Here is a 15,897-nt window from a genome sequence, read left to right on the forward strand (position 1 = left end):
TGGCTAGGCCAGTTGCTCTTCAAACACTTGCAGCACCGCCTCCGGCAGCTGCTGACGCAAGCCCTCGCCGCTGATCAACAGCAGCAGCGGCAGCAGTTTACGCAGGGTCGCTGGCTGCAACCCCGCGCACACATCGGCTTGCCGCGCCAAGGACAAACCGCCCAGTACCTGCGCTGCTACCGGCAGGTTGCGGTCCACCACCGCAGCCTCGGTGAGCTTGCACAGGTAGCCGGTAGAGAAGCTGCGCAGGCTCTCGCTGATCAGCGGCATATCGACGATGTGCCGAGCAATCTGCAGCACATGGTCAACATCGTTGATGCCGTAAATCAGCACCTTGATCTGCTTTGCCGACAAGCACTCGGCATACAGCGCCGCCGTGGCAAACGCACCATCAGCGCAGAGCTGGCGCGCCACCTCAAGGTGCAGGCTATCGGGCAGGCTGAGGTAGGTGTCGAGGATCAGTCGCGGGTCCAAGTGGGTGGTCACCGCCGCCGCAAACTCAATGGGCATAACCATAATCAGCTCACGCAACTGCCCCGGCGGCATATGCGGCGCCAGCAACGCGGCTTTCTCGGCTCCCAATTGCTGCACCAGCCCCAGTTTGACGCTTAACGGGGCCATGGCCTGGGACGCCAACAACAGACGCAGGCCGACACTCAGGCTCGCGGGTTTGCGCATACGCACCTCGATTCAATCCGGACAGGCGTGCAGGATTACTCGCGTGAGGCACAAAGGCAGCCATCTTTGATCCGGTTGCACAGCGGGCAGGCACGCTGTCGACCTATTCAGGTGGGAATAGAGGAAACACCGCGATGGCGCGGCCCGGAAACCGATCGGTGAACTATGCGGCGCTGGCCGCCGGCCGTGCACTACGCCAGAAGTACAGCAGCACGATGGGCAACGCCAGCAGCCCCAGCACACCGGCGCTGATAAACAACGTGGCAAAACCCAGCTGCTCGGCCAGCCAGCCACTGGTGGCGCCCACCAGCCCGGCCAACAGCAGTTGCACACTGGCCTGCAGGGTAAAGTCCGCGCCCTCATGCTCGGGCCGGCACTGGCGCATCATCACCGCGAACAGCGCCACCGTGGACATGCCATCGGCGGTCTGCTCGAACAACGCCACCAGATAGACCAAGCCGGTGCTGCCGCCGGCATTTACCAGCACAGCCATGGCGGCGATCCCACAAGCCTGCAACAGGCCGAACAGCAGCAGCGCCCGTAACGCGCCGATGCGCGCATACAGCAGGCCGCCGAGAAACGCCCCGGCGATGCCGGCCAGGCTGCTGATCAGGGTCAGCTGGCCCAGCTCAGCATTGCTCCAGCCCTGATCCACCAGCATCGGCTTGATCATCGGCGAACCCAGCGCATCGCCCAGCTTGAAACTCAGCAGCACCGCCAGCCAGAACAGCATGCCGGGCTGCAGCAGCAAGCCACGGTAATGCCGCAGCAACAGCCCAGGCCCAGCCGGCTCCACCTGCGCCGATTGAAACGGCAGCTCGCGTCGCTCGTTATAACGCCAGATCGGCAGCGTCATCAGCACCAGCAGCAGCGCCACCAACGCCACACTCAGGTTCCAGCCCAGCGCATCCATCGCCAGCAGCAGACCACTGCCGCTGACCAGCATGCCGACCTTGTAGCCACCCACCTGCAGGCTGTTGCCTAGCCCGCGCCAGCGCTCTGGCAGCAGGCGTACGGCCAGCCCATCAGTGGCAATGTCCTGAGTCGAGGCTGCCAGATTGACCAGCAGTAACAAGCCAATCAGCAAGAAAAAATGACTGTCGAACAGCCGCTCGGGACTCATCAGCGCCAGCGTCGCAATCACCGTAATGACGCCAAGCTGCAACGGCAGAATCCAACCGCGGTGATGACCCAAGCGCGGCGAAGCCAGCCGATCCACCCACGGCGCCCAGAACACCTTGAGCAACCAGGGCAAGGCCAACAACTTGAGCAGGCCGATCAGCGCCAGGTCCACGCCATGCTGGCGCAGCAACACCGGCAGCGAATGCGCCAGTAACCCCGAGGGCAAGCCCTGGGCGCAATACAGCGAGGCCAGCAGGATCAGCGTGCTACGTGGTGGTGGAGAAAGCAGTCGACTCATGGCGATAGAGGGGTTGTCCGGATAGTCATAGCGGAATACTTGGCGGGTGCGACAGGATCAACCTTTACCCTCTACAAGTCGTTTGATTAGAATGCTGGCCGACTGCCATGCTTAGTCGGGAATAGCCTGGTAAATGGATTTCTTATAATCATCAAGGAATAAAGGAATGATGATCAAACGCTGTCTGGCACTCTCTATCGCCGCGGTACTGGCTGGCTGCCAAGCTACTGGTGAACAGTACCAAGCCGATGTCTTCGACGCGAGCCAGGTCAATACTCAACAAGAAGCTAAAACCGTCAAGATCCTTACGGTTTCGCCCACCAAAATCAAAGTCAGCAACGAGAAAAACCAAAAAGCCGCGATGATGGTGGGTGGTTTGCTGGGCGCTGTTGGCGGCGCGGCACTGGGTGCGCAGAATCACCGTGATACCGCGATTGTTGGCGGTGTGGCCGGTGGCGCTGCGGGGGCGATGGCCGGCTCGCTGGTTAATGACACCACGCTGGTGCCTGGAGTGCTGATCGGTTACACCGAAAACGGCAAGATCTTCACCTCCGCACAAGTAGGCCGCCCTTGTGAATTCAAGATCGGTGAAATCTCCCTGATGGTCATGATGCTGTCCAACGAGACGCGCATCCAGCCTAATGCCGCCTGTCCAGAACCAACCAAAGGCTGAGGGGCATGCAGATGAAGCATATCGTTCTGGGCTCAGCCCTGGCGTTGCTGGCGCTGCCAGCCCTGGCCAATCAGTTCGACCAGCTGTACCAAATCGAACAGGAAACCAAGCAGGCGCAGGCCAATGCTGAAGCGGAGCGCATCCGCCAGGCCGCCGCCGAGCAAGCACGTGCAGAGGCACGCGACGAAGCCAATCGCCGCCAGCGCGCTGCCGCCCAGCAAGCAGCCGCACAAAAGGCCGCAGCGCAACGCCAGGTTCAGGAAACGGAAAACAAGCGTATTCGCACCCGCGAAGAAAGCTTTGAAGACGAACTGCGTGCCATGGAACTGGAAGAGCGCAAGCTAGAACTGCAGGCTAAACGCGCACGCGCGGCACGGGCCAATGACTATATCGATGCTGAGCTGCGCGAGAGCGCAGCCAGAACCGATGTCATCCAGTCGGATGCGGATGCCTCACGCAACGTGACCTCGGGCACCAAGGCCTTGCTGGAAGACACGGGTAAAGCCGAAGTCAATCGCTCCAACCGCCTGTTCGGCGAATAGCCAAACACCTGCCCACACTTAGCGCTGTGGGCAGGCACTCATCAAGAGAGTTAATCATGCTGCGTTTAGTAACGCTGGTAGTCGCCAGTTTGCTGCTGGCTGCCTGCAAAGAAGAAAAAGCCCCCGAGTTCCCGACTGTTGATCTGCATGGCCGCTTGGTAGTCGATCAGGAAATGACCGACAGTCGGCAAGCACAAGGTATTCAAGGTGAATACTTCAAACGTGTGCTGACCGTGAATGGTCAAGACATGGCGTTTGCCGACTTTATCAAGCAGTACTGTGCAGACAGCAACACCCGCAATGAAACCTGCCTAAAAGCCTTCCGCATCAAGAAAATCGACGACGTCAGCGGAGCCACCCGCTTTCTCCCCAACGGCCTCTGACCGCCAAGGGCGCCTGCTTGCAGGCGCACCTTTCTGTTCCCTCTACCCCATCTAATTGCTAGAGCTTCTCGACCTGCTCGCGCAGCAGCTGGGCGAACTGCTCGACCGGCACAGGCTTGCTGATCAGGTAACCCTGGATCTCATCGCAGCGCTGGCTCTTGAGGAAATCCATCTGCGCCTGGGTTTCCACGCCCTCGGCGACCACCTTGAGCTCCAGGCTGTGGGCCATGGCGATGATCGCGCGGGTAATAGCGGCGTCTTCGCTGCCGGGGGTCAGATCGCGGATAAAGGTCTGGTCGATCTTCACGTAATCCACCGGGAAACGCTTGAGGTAGCTGAGCGAGGAATAGCCGGTGCCGAAGTCGTCTATAGCCAGTTTGACCCCCAGCTCGCGCAATTGCTGGAAGGTGCTGATCACGCTCTCAACGTTGTCCAGCAACTGGCTTTCGGTCAACTCCAGCTCAAGGTACTGCGCCTCAAGGCCGGTTTCATCGAGCACCTGGCGCACCAGGCTGAGCAGGTTGCCCTGGCGCAGCTGATGCACCGAGAGGTTTACCGACACGCGAATATGCGCCAAGCCCTGCAGTTGCCAGGTACGCGCCTGCAGGCAGGCCTGGCGCAGGACGAACTCACCAATCGCGCCGATCAGCCCGGTTTCTTCGGCCAGCCCGATAAAGTCGCTCGGCGGCACCAGGCCCAGCTCCGGATGCCGCCAGCGCACCAGCGCCTCGGCCGCATTGAGGCTGTCGGACGCCAGGCACAGCTTGGGCTGGTAGAACACTTCCAACTGGCCTTCGTCGATGCCTTTGCGCAGCTGGTTTTCCAGTTGCAGGCGCTCCAGGGTGCAGGCCTGCAGGTTATCGGTGAAGAACTGGAAGGTGTTGCCACCTAGGTGCTTGGCGTGCTGCATGGCCATATTGGCCTGGCTGACCAGAGCGGAAATCTCCCGCGCGTTATCCGGCAGCAAGCTGATGCCCAGGGAGGCGCTGACCACCAGTTCATGTCCGCCCACGGTCATCGGCACGCGCAGCTTGCTCAGTAGGCGGCTGGCCAACCGTGCCAGGCTGGAGAGGCTGCCGTAGGCGTCGATGAGGATGGCGAATTCGTCACCAGACAGACGCGCCAGGGTATCGGCCTCGGGCACGGCCTGGGTCAGGCGCCGGCTGACCTGGCGCAGCAGCTGGTCGGCGACTTCATGGCCGAGGCTGTCGTTGAGCAATTTGAAACGGTCCAGGTCGACGTGCAGCAAGGCAATGCTGCGCCCGCTCTGTCGCGCACGCTGGCTGGCGTCGTGCAGGCGCTCCTTGAACAGGCTGCGGTTGGCCAGGCCGGTCAGTTCGTCGTAGTGCGACAGGTAGCGCAGCCTCTCTTCGGCTTCCCGACGCGACGACAGGTCGGCGAAGAAGCCGACGATATGGCTGACACTGCCCCGCGCATCGCGCACTACATTGAGTTGCAGCCATTGCGGATACAGCTCGCCGTTCTTACGCGTTTCGATCAGCTCACCGCACCAGGTACCGCTGTTTTCCAGCTCCAGGCGGATCATCTGATACTGCCGACGGCTGTCGCTGCTGCTGATCAGGCTGATTACGCTTTTGCCGACCACTTCGTCCTGGCGATAACCGGTCACGTCGCTGAAGGCCTGGTTGACCGACAGCAGGCGGTAGTCCGGGTCGAGAATCACGATGCCTTCGCTGGCGGCCTCGAACACTGTGGCGGCCAGCTGTTGCTGCTGCTCCTGCACCTTGCGCGCACTGATATCGCGACGGGTGCCGAGCATGCGCAGCACGCGGCCTTCGGCGTCGCGCTCGACGGCGCGGCCACGGTCTTCGATCCACACCCAATGACCGGCGGCGTGCTTGATGCGGTATTCCACCTGATAGTCGTCACTGCGTCCTTTCATATGCTCGACCAGTGCACGACGCAGCACTGGCAGGTCATCCGGGTGCAGGCGCGGCTTGAGGTCGCGCAGCATCACCTGCACTTCATGGGGCTCCAGGCCGAAAATTTCCTTGAGGCGCGAGTGGTGTACCTCATCGCTCTGCAGGTCCCAGTCCCACAGGCCCAGCTCACTGGCCTCAATCGCCAGGGTCAGGCGCGCGCGGCTCTTGCTCAGGGCGTAGGTGGTTTCATCCAGTTCAAGCGTGCGTTCAGCCACGCGCATTTCCAGCTCATCATGGGCCAGGCGTAACTCGTGCTCGGCACGCCGACGCTGTTCCACTTCATGGGCAAGCTCACCATTGAGGCCTTCAGCCTGCTGCTTGGCGTGCTCCAGGTTGCTGATCAGTGCCTGATTGTGAAACCGCTGCAGCAAGCTGCGCTGCACCAGCCGATTGACCTGCCAGGCCACCACCAGCAGGGCCAGCAGCAGAATACTGCCGAGCACACCCCAGCCCTGTTGCAACGGATGCTCGCTGAGCAGCAGATAGCCCACCGAAGGCAGCAGGCAGGGCAAGGCAAAACTGAGGAAGGCGGTAAAACTGATGGCATAGGCCACGCTGGCCGAAAGAATCGCCGCGGCAATCAGGCCGTACACCAGGGCTTGCAGGTAAAACACATCCGCCGGCACCAGGGCGATAGCCGCAAACGCCAACGTCAGTCCCGAAGCGCCCGCGCCAAACAGGAACAACAGACGCCAGGAGCGTTCAGCCTGACGGCTGGGCAATGCAGTATTGAAGGCCCGGACCTGCACCAAACGCAGCACGGCGAGGATCACCAGCCAGACTGCCCAGCTGACCAGCAGCACCGGTGGCAGCGCGCCCCATAACAGGAAGGCACACACCACGCCGCTGAGCAGCATGAACAAGGTTGGCACCTGCGAGCCCTGATAGAGCATGCGGGTGCGTTCGGCGGCGATATCTGTCGCGAACAACTGAGCCACTTCCCGCCCGGAAGTCGGCTTGAGGCTATTGGCGGCAGCAAATGAAGTCGATGCGGTCATAGGCGATTTTCTTATAGTGGTTGCCTAAACGTCGGCGCAGCATACGCGAGCTAGACGCTTCGCCCAAGCCGGATGTGCGCCAATTCACAGTACAAATACCCAACTTTCGATGGTCACAGCCATAGCCCATCTACGCTCGTTGAGCTGACTCACCAGTCGTCCAATAAAACCGCTACAACAGCCTGGTTTGCCCTGCCTGACGCAGCCCCCTAGAATGCCGCGATGCAAAATGACCCCGAACTCCTGATTGCCTCTCTTAATGATGCCCAACGCCAGGCTGTTGCCGCGCGTGTGGGCCGCCAACTGGTGCTGGCCGGTGCTGGCTCCGGTAAAACCCGCGTGCTGGTGCATCGCATCGCCTGGTTGATCCAGATCGAGAATGCCTCGCCGCACAGCATTCTGTCGGTCACCTTTACCAACAAGGCTGCCGCCGAAATGCGTCATCGCATTGAGCACATGCTCGGTGTCAGCCCGGCGGGCATGTGGGTCGGCACCTTCCACGGCCTGGCCCACCGCCTGCTGCGCGCGCACTGGCAGGAAGCCGGCCTAGCGGAAAACTTCCAGATTCTCGATTCCGACGACCAGCAGCGCATCGTTAAGCGGGTGATCCGCGACCTCGGCCTGGATGAACAGCGCTGGCCGCCTAAACAGGCGCAGTGGTTTATCAACGGGCAGAAGGACGAAGGCCTGCGGCCAAAGAACATCCAGCCCGGCGGCGACCTGTTTCTCGCCACCATGCTGAAGATCTACGAAGGCTACGAAGCGGCCTGCGCGCGCGCCGGGGTCATCGACTTCTCCGAGCTGCTGCTACGCGCCCTCGACTTGTGGCGGGATAAGCCGGGCTTGTTGGAGCATTACCAGCGGCGCTTCCGGCATATCCTGGTGGACGAATTCCAGGACACCAACGCCGTCCAGTACGCCTGGCTGCGCCTGCTCGCCAAGGGCGGCGACAGCATGATGGTGGTGGGCGACGATGACCAGTCGATCTATGGCTGGCGCGGCGCGAAGATCGAAAACATCCAGCAGTTCTCTGATGACTTCAGCGACGCCGAAGTGATCCGCCTGGAGCAGAACTACCGCTCCACCGCCGGCATCCTCAAGGCCGCCAACGCCCTGATCGCCAATAACCAGGGCCGCCTGGGCAAGGAACTGTGGACCGAAGACGGCGATGGCGAGCCGATCAACCTGTATTCCGCGTTCAACGAACACGATGAAGCCCGCTATGTGGTGGAATCGATTGAGGATGCCCTGCGCAAGGACGGCCTCAAGCGCAGCGAAATCGCCATTCTCTACCGCTCCAACGCCCAGTCACGGGTGCTTGAAGAAGCGCTGCTGCGCGAGAAAATTCCCTACCGCATCTATGGTGGCCAGCGCTTCTTCGAACGCGCGGAAATCAAGAACGCCATGGCCTACCTGCGCCTGCTCGACGGCCGCGGCAACGATGCGGCGCTGGAGCGGGTGATCAACGTGCCGGCCCGCGGTATCGGCGAGAAGAGCGTCGAGACCATCCGCGAATACGCCCGCGCCCATGATGTGTCGATGTGGGAAGCCATCCGCCTGATGGTAGCCGCCAAAGCCCTACCGGCCCGTGCGTCGGGTGCCCTGGCCGGGTTTATCGAACTGGTCGAAAACCTCGCCGCCAAAGTGTTGAGCATGCCGCTGCACCTGATGACCCAGACCGTCATTGAGCAGAGCGGACTGATTGCCTACCACAAGGCCGAAAAAGGCGAAAAAGCCCAGGCACGCATCGAGAACTTGGAAGAACTGGTGAGTGCCGCGCGCACTTTCGACAACACCGAGGATGACGAGCTGACGCCGCTGCAGGCGTTCCTCAGCCACGCCTCGCTGGAAGCCGGCGACACCCAGGCGGCAGAAAACGAAGACAGCGTGCAGCTGATGACCCTGCACAGCGCCAAAGGTCTGGAATTCCCCCAGGTGTTTCTGGTGGGCATGGAAGAAGGCCTGTTCCCACATAAGATGAGCCTGGAAGAGCCCGGCCGCCTGGAAGAAGAGCGTCGTCTGGCCTATGTCGGCATCACCCGCGCCATGAGCAAGCTGGTGATTACCTACGCCGAAACGCGCCGTCTGTACGGCAGTGAGACCTACAACAAGGTGTCGCGCTTCGTCCGCGAGATTCCGCCGCAGCTGATTCAGGAAGTGCGCCTGTCCAACAGCGTCAGCCGGCCGTTCGGCGCGGTCAGCCGCAATGTGGGCAGCAACAGCATGAACGGCGACAGCATGTTCGCCGGCAGCGCGGTGCCGGACACCGGCTTCAACCTCGGCCAGCGCGTGCAGCACTCACTGTTTGGTGAAGGCACCATCCTCAACTTCGAAGGCTCCGGCGCGCAGGCGCGGGTGCAGGTGAATTTCGAGAGCGAAGGCAGCAAGTGGCTGATGCTCAGCTACGCCAAGCTGCAGGCGCTGTAATCGACAGTCTATTCAAACAACAAGGAGCCCCCATGATCCGCCGCCCTCTGCTGCTTGCCAGCGCCCTGCTCGCCGCTTTCGGGCTCGCCGGCTGCAAGGAAGAACCTGCCGCGCCACAAGCTACCGCCGAGCCGGTACAGACTTTCCACTGGAAGATGGTCACCGCATGGCCGAAGAACTACCCCGGCCTGGGCACTGCCGCTGAGCGCCTGGCCGAGCGGGTCAAGGTCATGAGCAACAGCCGCCTGACCATCAAGGTGTATGCCGGGGGCGAACTGGTGCCGCCGCTGGAGGTGTTCGATGCGGTATCGCGCGGCACCGCCGAGCTGGGTCACGGCGCGGCCTATTACTGGAAGGGCAAGGTGCCGGCGGCGCAGTTCTTCACCGCCGTGCCGTTCGGCCTGTCCACCAGCGAAATGAACGCCTGGCTGAGCAAGGGCGGCGGCCAGGTATTGTGGGACGAGGCCTATGCCCCCTATGGCGTAAAACCGATGGTAGTGGGCAACACCGGCATGCAGATGGGCGGCTGGTACAACAAGGAAATCAACTCGCTGGATGACCTCAAGGGCCTGAAGATCCGCATGCCGGGCCTGGGCGGCGAAGTGCTGAGCAAACTCGGCGCCACCACCGTTAACCTGCCAGGCGGCGAGGTATTCACCGCTCTGCAAACTAACGCCATCGATGCCACCGACTGGGTCAGTCCCTACAACGACCTGGCCTTCGGCCTGCACAAGGCGGCCAAGTTCTACTACTACCCGGGCTGGCAGGAACCCCAGGCGGTACTCGAGCTGCTGGTCAACCAGAAGGCCCTCGACAGCCTCCCGGCCGATCTGCAGGCGATCCTCACGGAAGCGGCCCGCGCCGCCAGCCAAGACATGCTCGACGATTACGTCTACCACAACGCCATGGCCCTGGATGAGCTGAAACAGCAAGGCACCCTGCTCAAGCGCTTCCCCGACGACGTGCTGGCCGCCATGCAGCGCGAATCCGCCGTGGTGCTCGGCGAGCTGGCCGCGCAGAGCGAGCTGAATGGGCGCATCTGGGCTTCGATGCAGGCCTTCCAGGCCCAAGTCAGCCAGATGCACCAGCTGTCGGAGAAAGAGTTGTACAACTGGCGCTAAGTACCCGCCACACGCACAAACAAACGGAACCTTCGGGTTCCGTTTGTCGTTTCAGACCAGCCCGACGGCGCTCGCCGCCCATACTGCTTGGCGAGGTGAGCCGATGAAACGCGCAACTGTCTCCGCGTCACAGATACTCGATAGCGCCCTGCAACTGGCAGATGTTTGCGGCTGGGAACGCCTGCATCTGTTCGATGTGGCGGCCGACCTGGGTGTGGGGCTGGATGCCATCGCTGTGCATTACCGCGAGAAGGATCAGCTGGTGGAAGCCTGGTTCGACCGTGCCGACCAGGCCCTGCTGGCGCGCGGCAACGGCGCAGACTTGCTGACGTTAGAGCCTGCCAAACGCCTGGAAGAACTGCTGATCGCCTGGCTCGACAGCCTGGCAGCGCACCGCGCAGTGAGCGGGCAGATGCTGCTGTACAAACTCGAACCGGGGCATATCCACCTGCAGCTTGGTGGCCTGCTGCGCATCAGCCGCACCGTGCAGTGGTGGCGTGAAGCGGCGCGGCGGGAAACCCTGCACCTGTGCCGCATCGCCGAGGAAAGCCTACTGACCGGCGTTTACCTGCGCTGCTTTATCCACTGGCTGCGCCACCCCGAGGAAGACCCCGCCGACTTCCGCGCCCTGCTGCGCCGGCAGTTACGCTGCGGGCCGCTACTGGTGCTGCTGCGCCGCTGACTCAGGCGCACGGGCAAAAGCTCGAAACATTCTAGGCCTAGCCAGCGTCGCTCACGCCGGGCAAGATGCCGCGCGTAGATCCAATCACCAAGAGACAGCTAACCATGCAGCGTTTCCTTAGCATCGCCCTGGCCATGTTCCTCAGCCTGGGACTGACCACCATGAGTTTCGACGCCGAAGCCAAACGTATGGGCAGCGGCAAATCCTTCGGTTCCGCGCCAAGCCACCAGGCTCGCCAAGCGCCAGCCCAGCAAAGTGCAGCACCTGCAGCGGCCGGCCGTCAGCCTGCAGCAGCCAGCGGTGCATCGAAGTGGCTGGGCCCATTGGCCGGTCTGGCCGCAGGTGGTCTGTTGGCCTCGATGTTTATGGGTGACGGCTTCGAAGGCCTGCAGATCATGGACATGCTGATCTTCGGCCTGATCGCCTTCCTGCTGTTCCGCTTCCTCGCCGCTCGTCGTCAGCAAGCCAGCCCGGCGACTGCCAACGGCGCACCGATGCAGCGTGAAATGCCAGCGGCTCCAGCCTCGATCTTCGGCGGCAGCAGTGCAGCGGCTGCGATCAAACCGGTGATCAATGCCCCGGCCTGGTTCAACGAGCAGAGCTTTATCAGCGCCGGTCGTGAGCACTTCCTCAGCTTGCAACAGCACTGGGATGCCAACGAGATGGACAAGATCGCCGAGTTCGTCACCCCACAGCTGCTGGAGTTCCTCAGCCGCGAGCGTGCAGACCTGGGCGATGGCTTCCAGTCCACCTACGTCGACAACCTCGATGTACAGCTGGATGGCGTCGATGATCTGAGCGACAAGACCGTAGCCACCCTGACCTTCACCGGCGTGGCCAAGACCTCGCGCTTTGACCAGGGCGAAGTATTCAGCGAAAGCTGGCGTCTGGAGCGGGCCGTTGGTGACAACCAGCCGTGGCTGGTGGCCGGTATCCGCCAGAACGGCTGATCCCTCGCTATGCTGCGAAAACCCGGGCAAGTCCCGGGTTTTCTTTGTCTATCATTCAGCAACTGTATGGACTGGCGCGCGGCCTACTCAAAGTGCAATCTGATCCGCGCCAAGCACACCACCCTGAGGATTAAGCAATGATCGGATACACCACTGTGGGCACCACCGACATGGAGAAAGCCAAGTCGTTCTACACCCCTTTGCTGGCAGAGATGGGTGCCAAAATCGTCATGGATTTGGGCCGCATCGCGTTCTATGGCATCGCCAAGGGGCAGCCGATGTTTGCCATCTGTATTCCCCATGACAAGCAAGCACCGACGCCAGGTAATGGCCAGATGATCGCCCTGCCAGGCGGATCACGCGAGGGCGTGGACAAACTGTACGCCAAAGCCATCGCGTTAGGCGCAAGCGACGAAGGGGCGCCGGGCGAACGCATACCGGGCTTCTATGGCGGCTATTTCCGTGACCTGGACGGCAATAAACTGGCCTTCTTCCACATGGGCTAACCGCTAGCCCGGATCGACGCTGGTACCCGGCGGCTTGGCCGCCGGGGCTGGCTGCTGGGCCTTTTCACTCCATGCCTGGATTTCTTCACGGCGCTGACGGCTGTTCAGTTCCGCGCGATCAATCATTTCGTTGTAATCAGCCAGCCAGCTGCGCGAACCCGGCAGCATGTTGGCCAAATCACGCATACCGGCCTTCAGCCCCTGCATCACTTGCTGATAATCACGCTCCTGAGCCTGCAATACCTTGCTCACTTCAGCGATGGTGTATGGGTTCTCCGCACGCTCAAATAACCCGGTCAGTTGTGAGGCTTGTTGACTGGCCAACAGCTCTTCCTGATTGCTCAATGCGGTCTGCTGCACGGCCAGTTGCTGCTCAAGCTGCAGGAGCTTTTTTTCCAGCGCCTGAATACGCGGCCCATCACCGGCACTGAACACGCTGTGAATATTCAGCCCGACCGAAACCAGCATCAGACTACCCAGCACCCCGGCCAACGCCAGGATAAACAGGCGGTTGCGCTTGCCAGCGGTGGTCAGCAGTTGGAGCCGCTCCTCCTCGCTGAGCGCACCATCTTCGGAGTCTTGCGTTTCACTTTTCATGACTCGACCAATTAATGACGTTCAAAAATTGACGCACTGTCCACATGAACAATAGCACTGTGCCAGCTTTTTGCTTAGACCCGTCTAAGGTATAAGACGCTCCCGTATTACCTGCAAAAGAGGCCAACCCCGTGGAAGAAGTCATCGAACAGTTGCGCGAACTCAACGAGCCGGTGCCCGTCCCGCTGGAGTTGCCGGAAGAAGAAACCCTGGTGGAGATTCAGGAGCAGATCCTTATCCATCTGCCCTTCGCCCTGCGCGAATACCTGCTGCAGGTCAGCGATGTAGTCTACGGCCGCCTGGAACCGGTAACCGCCAGCGACCCGCAATCGCATACCTACCTACCGGAAGTCGCCGCCACCGCCTGGTCCCTGGGCGTACCGCGCGAATTCGTGCCGCTGTGCGAAGACCACGGCAACTACTACGTGGTCGAAGAAGACGGCACCGTGCTGCTGTGGGAAGCGGAAACCGGCGAAATCAACGAAGACGAAACCTGGGAATCGGTCTGGCACTGGGTACGTGACGTCTGGCTGGAAAGCTAAGCGTTTTTTACGGCCTTACGTGCGGCCCTGCGGCGTTATACACACCGCAGGGCCGCAGTCGTTTCAGGGCAGATAAATCCGAAACACCCCACCACCCAGCGGCGCGCCGTTGGCCAGCTCGATATGCCCATGCACGCCGTGGCGTTCGTGCAGCTCGGCGATGCGGCCGGCGAAGTACAAGCCCAGGCCGGTGCTGCCGGTGCTGTGCTTGAGGCCGAGGACGTAGTTGGATTGCTGGCTGAGCATCTCCTGCGGGTAGCCCTGGCCGTCGTCACAGATCGCCAGCACCAGCTTGCCGCCTTCCTCCCAGGCCCGAATCAGCAAGGCGCTGTGGGCGTAGCGGATGGAGTTGGTGATGATGTTGGCAACCACCGAGCCGAGCAGTTCTTCATCGAAGAAGCCCATCAGATCGAAGCTTTCCACCTCGCAGCGTGCGCTGATCTGCCGGCTTTGCAGCACCTCGAAGTGCCGCGCCAGCTGGGCCTGGAGAAAATCCTCGACCTCGTGATAACCAGGGCGCATGGGTAGCTGGTTAACGCCGAGCTTATACAGGCCGAGCAGTTGCACCAGCATGCCGTTGAGACGGGCAAACTCGTACTCGATCACGCCCTGCTCGCTGGCCTGCTGCTGCTCAGGCGGCAGCTGCGACTGCCACTGCGCATGGGCGCGGGTGAGCATAGCCAGGGAGTTTTTCATGTCGTGTACGGTGGAGGCGATCACCGTGGAGAAGTCCAGTCCTCCGGGGGAATCACTCATTGGCCGGACGCTCGCCGCTGCAGCTGCAGGTAACGCGCATGCCGGGCATCCGTCTCGGGCATCTGGCTGACCACGGCCAGGCAGCGCCGACACTCCTCGAGTAAAGCGGCAGACGCTTCGCCGCTGGCCGATTGCAACAGCGATTGTGCGGTATTGAGGGCGATGCTGATGTTCTTCGGTTGCAGGGCAAAGGCCTGACGGAACAACCGGAGCGCCTCGTCGAACTGCTTCTGCTGGTAGCAGCGCACACCTTGGCGATTGAGCTCCACGGCCTCTTTACCGCTAGAGAGAATCTCGGCGTTGTCAGTCTGCCGGGCCACGCCTTGCATCACCTGCGGGTCGTCGCCGTATACCTCGACACAGCTTTTCAGCAAGGCATCACTGGCTGCCGTCTGGCCCAGCGCGCGCAACTGGCTGGCGACGCTGAGGGCAGTATCGGCGGCAAACAGCTGCGGCAGCTTTTCCATCGCAGCAGCGGCATCGGCAGCCAGTTGCGCAGCACGCTTGGGCTCGCCGGATTTATTCAGGCTGCTGGCCAGGGCCAGGCGTGAGCGCACCTGCACATTGGGGTCATGGGCATAGATTTTATCCAGCTCACCGAGAGCCTGACTGACCTCGATCTGCAAGCGCTTATCGAGCGAGCCGTCACCGGCCTGGGCGGTGATCGCCTGGGCCAGACCAAGGTAGTTTTCCGGGCTCTTGAATTTGGAGGTGCGACCTTGCTCCATGGCTTGTCGATAGGCCTTCCCGGCGCTGTCGAAGTCCTGGTTATCCAGCGCCAGTTTGCCCAGCTGCATCTGCCGGCGAATCGCCAGCGGAGCCAATTTGACCGCATCTTCAAGGGCTTGCTGAGCGCGCTGGCTCTCGCCCTGCGCCAGCAGCACGGCGGCCAGGCCGTCGTACAGTGCCGGCATCATCGGGAATAGCTGCAAACCCTTCTCGTAGAGGCTCTGCGCACGACTCAACTCGCCGCGCTTGTGCATCAGGCCGGCCAGCGCCACCTGCGCCCAGGGCAACGGTCGCTCGGCCAATACGCCATTGAGCAGCTGCTCCAGCTCATCCAGACGCCCCAGCTCGCGCAGCGCCGTGGCTTGGTAGCGCTGGCACAAGGGCAGGTAGCGCTTGTCCTGCTGGCTGAGGGTTTTGCAGGCCTCCAGTACGGCGGCCGGGTCCTGTTTGTCGAGGCCTTGAAGAATGCCTTTGAGCGCAGTTTTGCGCTCCACCAGTTTGTCCAGGCGCTGATCGAGGCTGGCGCGGTTGAACGGCTTGGTCAGGTAGGCATCCGGCTCATGCTCAAGGGCGCTGAGGACCATGGCCTGGCTGCTTTCGGCGGTAACCATGACAAAGATGCACTGATGACTGATCAGCTTCCCGGCGATCAACTCTTCCAGCACCTGCTGGCCATTCTTGCCACCGCCCAGGTTGTAGTCATGCAGGATGATGTCGTAGCGCTTGTTGCGGCACATGCTCAGGGCTTCTTCACCGCGGTCAGCGGTGTCCACATCACGCGCGCCCATGTCACGCAGCATGGACTTAAGCGAACTGCGAAAGTCTGTGAAATCATCGACGATCAGGATGCGTTTACTGCCGTATTCCAGCATTGAGGAGCCCTTGTGCTGTCGTCTCAGAGTCGAATCAGTGTAGTTGTCGGTGCACCCGCTGCCAGCAAGGCAGCGTCC

At 61.6% G+C, this 15,897-nt stretch carries 15 protein-coding genes; 9 read left to right on the forward strand and 6 right to left on the reverse strand.

What is annotated here, in order from left to right:
- Positions 1-3: 3 nt before the first annotated feature.
- Both BLO50_RS08285 and BLO50_RS08290 read right to left on the reverse strand, forming a co-directional pair.
- Positions 4-678 (reverse strand): hypothetical protein, encoded by a 675-nt coding sequence (locus tag BLO50_RS08285; protein WP_090250891.1) that lies wholly within the window; start codon positions 676-678, stop codon positions 4-6.
- Positions 679-841: 163 nt separating this feature from the next.
- Entirely contained in the window at positions 842-2,098 is a 1,257-nt protein-coding gene (locus BLO50_RS08290; RefSeq protein ID WP_169852812.1) for an MFS transporter, read from the reverse strand.
- Positions 2,099-2,264: 166 nt separating this feature from the next.
- Between BLO50_RS08290 and BLO50_RS08295 the strand changes: the two genes are divergently transcribed.
- From BLO50_RS08295 to BLO50_RS08305, 3 genes are read left to right on the forward strand one after another with little or no spacing between them, the layout of a single operon-like run.
- Positions 2,265-2,771: a hypothetical protein gene (locus tag BLO50_RS08295; protein ID WP_244152851.1), complete on the forward strand. Its 507-nt coding sequence runs from the start codon at positions 2,265-2,267 to the stop codon at positions 2,769-2,771.
- A gap of 11 nt (positions 2,772-2,782) precedes the next feature.
- Positions 2,783-3,313: a DUF5384 family protein gene (locus BLO50_RS08300; protein ID WP_090251360.1), complete on the forward strand. Its 531-nt coding sequence runs from the start codon at positions 2,783-2,785 to the stop codon at positions 3,311-3,313.
- A 56-nt stretch (positions 3,314-3,369) separates the two neighbouring features.
- The gene (locus BLO50_RS08305) at positions 3,370-3,696 is read left to right on the forward strand and encodes a hypothetical protein (protein WP_090250893.1); all 327 of its coding nucleotides are present in this window, start codon (positions 3,370-3,372) and stop codon (positions 3,694-3,696) included.
- Between the two features lie 58 nt (positions 3,697-3,754).
- Here the strand turns inward: BLO50_RS08305 and BLO50_RS08310 are convergent, their stop codons facing one another.
- Positions 3,755-6,637, reverse strand: a complete 2,883-nt coding sequence (locus BLO50_RS08310; RefSeq protein WP_090250896.1) for an EAL domain-containing protein — start codon at positions 6,635-6,637, stop codon at positions 3,755-3,757.
- A 222-nt stretch (positions 6,638-6,859) separates the two neighbouring features.
- Here BLO50_RS08310 and uvrD point away from each other — a divergent pair, with 222 nt between their 5' ends.
- From uvrD to BLO50_RS08335, 5 genes are all read left to right on the forward strand, one after another.
- Positions 6,860-9,064: a DNA helicase II gene (gene uvrD, locus BLO50_RS08315; RefSeq protein WP_090250899.1), complete on the forward strand. Its 2,205-nt coding sequence runs from the start codon at positions 6,860-6,862 to the stop codon at positions 9,062-9,064.
- 32 nt (positions 9,065-9,096) lie between these two features.
- Positions 9,097-10,185, forward strand: coding sequence for a TRAP transporter substrate-binding protein (locus BLO50_RS08320; RefSeq protein ID WP_090250901.1), 1,089 nt, complete (start codon positions 9,097-9,099; stop codon positions 10,183-10,185).
- A gap of 103 nt (positions 10,186-10,288) precedes the next feature.
- Complete coding sequence (locus tag BLO50_RS08325; protein ID WP_090250904.1) at positions 10,289-10,867, forward strand: TetR family transcriptional regulator; 579 nt, start codon at positions 10,289-10,291, stop codon at positions 10,865-10,867.
- Between the two features lie 104 nt (positions 10,868-10,971).
- Positions 10,972-11,817, forward strand: a complete 846-nt coding sequence (locus BLO50_RS08330) for a Tim44 domain-containing protein (protein ID WP_090250906.1) — start codon at positions 10,972-10,974, stop codon at positions 11,815-11,817.
- A 137-nt stretch (positions 11,818-11,954) separates the two neighbouring features.
- Positions 11,955-12,323: a VOC family protein gene (locus tag BLO50_RS08335; RefSeq protein ID WP_090250911.1), complete on the forward strand. Its 369-nt coding sequence runs from the start codon at positions 11,955-11,957 to the stop codon at positions 12,321-12,323.
- 3 nt (positions 12,324-12,326) lie between these two features.
- Here the strand turns inward: BLO50_RS08335 and BLO50_RS08340 are convergent, their stop codons facing one another.
- Entirely contained in the window at positions 12,327-12,920 is a 594-nt protein-coding gene (locus BLO50_RS08340) for a hypothetical protein (RefSeq protein WP_090250913.1), read from the reverse strand.
- 131 nt (positions 12,921-13,051) lie between these two features.
- On the opposite strand from BLO50_RS08340, the gene BLO50_RS08345 reads away from it, so the two are divergent.
- Positions 13,052-13,462 (forward strand): SMI1/KNR4 family protein, encoded by a 411-nt coding sequence (locus BLO50_RS08345; protein WP_090250916.1) that lies wholly within the window; start codon positions 13,052-13,054, stop codon positions 13,460-13,462.
- Positions 13,463-13,525: 63 nt separating this feature from the next.
- Here the strand turns inward: BLO50_RS08345 and BLO50_RS08350 are convergent, their stop codons facing one another.
- The gene (locus BLO50_RS08350; protein ID WP_090250918.1) at positions 13,526-14,218 is read right to left on the reverse strand and encodes a sensor histidine kinase; all 693 of its coding nucleotides are present in this window, start codon (positions 14,216-14,218) and stop codon (positions 13,526-13,528) included.
- Entirely contained in the window at positions 14,215-15,819 is a 1,605-nt protein-coding gene (locus tag BLO50_RS08355) for a tetratricopeptide repeat-containing response regulator (RefSeq protein WP_090250921.1), read from the reverse strand. Before BLO50_RS08355 ends, BLO50_RS08350 begins: the two co-directional genes overlap by 4 nt.
- Between the last annotated feature and the right edge of the window lie 78 nt (positions 15,820-15,897).

It is taken from the genome of Pseudomonas peli (genome assembly GCF_900099645.1).
Taxonomy (GTDB): domain Bacteria; phylum Pseudomonadota; class Gammaproteobacteria; order Pseudomonadales; family Pseudomonadaceae; genus Aquipseudomonas; species Aquipseudomonas peli.

What these genes read in the sequence shown, in the direction of transcription:
- BLO50_RS08285 (WP_090250891.1), bottom strand. Translation starts at nt 678, where the DNA reads ATGCGCAAACCCGCGAGCCTGAGTGTCGGCCTGCGTCTGTTGTTGGCG.
- BLO50_RS08290 (WP_169852812.1), bottom strand. Translation starts at nt 2,098, where the DNA reads ATGAGTCGACTGCTTTCTCCACCACCACGTAGCACGCTGATCCTGCTG.
- BLO50_RS08295 (WP_244152851.1), top strand. Translation starts at nt 2,265, where the DNA reads ATGATGATCAAACGCTGTCTGGCACTCTCTATCGCCGCGGTACTGGCT.
- BLO50_RS08300 (WP_090251360.1), top strand. Translation starts at nt 2,783, where the DNA reads ATGAAGCATATCGTTCTGGGCTCAGCCCTGGCGTTGCTGGCGCTGCCA.
- BLO50_RS08305 (WP_090250893.1), top strand. Translation starts at nt 3,370, where the DNA reads ATGCTGCGTTTAGTAACGCTGGTAGTCGCCAGTTTGCTGCTGGCTGCC.
- BLO50_RS08310 (WP_090250896.1), bottom strand. Translation starts at nt 6,637, where the DNA reads ATGACCGCATCGACTTCATTTGCTGCCGCCAATAGCCTCAAGCCGACT.
- uvrD (WP_090250899.1), top strand. Translation starts at nt 6,860, where the DNA reads ATGCAAAATGACCCCGAACTCCTGATTGCCTCTCTTAATGATGCCCAA.
- BLO50_RS08320 (WP_090250901.1), top strand. Translation starts at nt 9,097, where the DNA reads ATGATCCGCCGCCCTCTGCTGCTTGCCAGCGCCCTGCTCGCCGCTTTC.
- BLO50_RS08325 (WP_090250904.1), top strand. Translation starts at nt 10,289, where the DNA reads ATGAAACGCGCAACTGTCTCCGCGTCACAGATACTCGATAGCGCCCTG.
- BLO50_RS08330 (WP_090250906.1), top strand. Translation starts at nt 10,972, where the DNA reads ATGCAGCGTTTCCTTAGCATCGCCCTGGCCATGTTCCTCAGCCTGGGA.
- BLO50_RS08335 (WP_090250911.1), top strand. Translation starts at nt 11,955, where the DNA reads ATGATCGGATACACCACTGTGGGCACCACCGACATGGAGAAAGCCAAG.
- BLO50_RS08340 (WP_090250913.1), bottom strand. Translation starts at nt 12,920, where the DNA reads ATGAAAAGTGAAACGCAAGACTCCGAAGATGGTGCGCTCAGCGAGGAG.
- BLO50_RS08350 (WP_090250918.1), bottom strand. Translation starts at nt 14,218, where the DNA reads ATGAGTGATTCCCCCGGAGGACTGGACTTCTCCACGGTGATCGCCTCC.
- BLO50_RS08355 (WP_090250921.1), bottom strand. Translation starts at nt 15,819, where the DNA reads ATGCTGGAATACGGCAGTAAACGCATCCTGATCGTCGATGATTTCACA.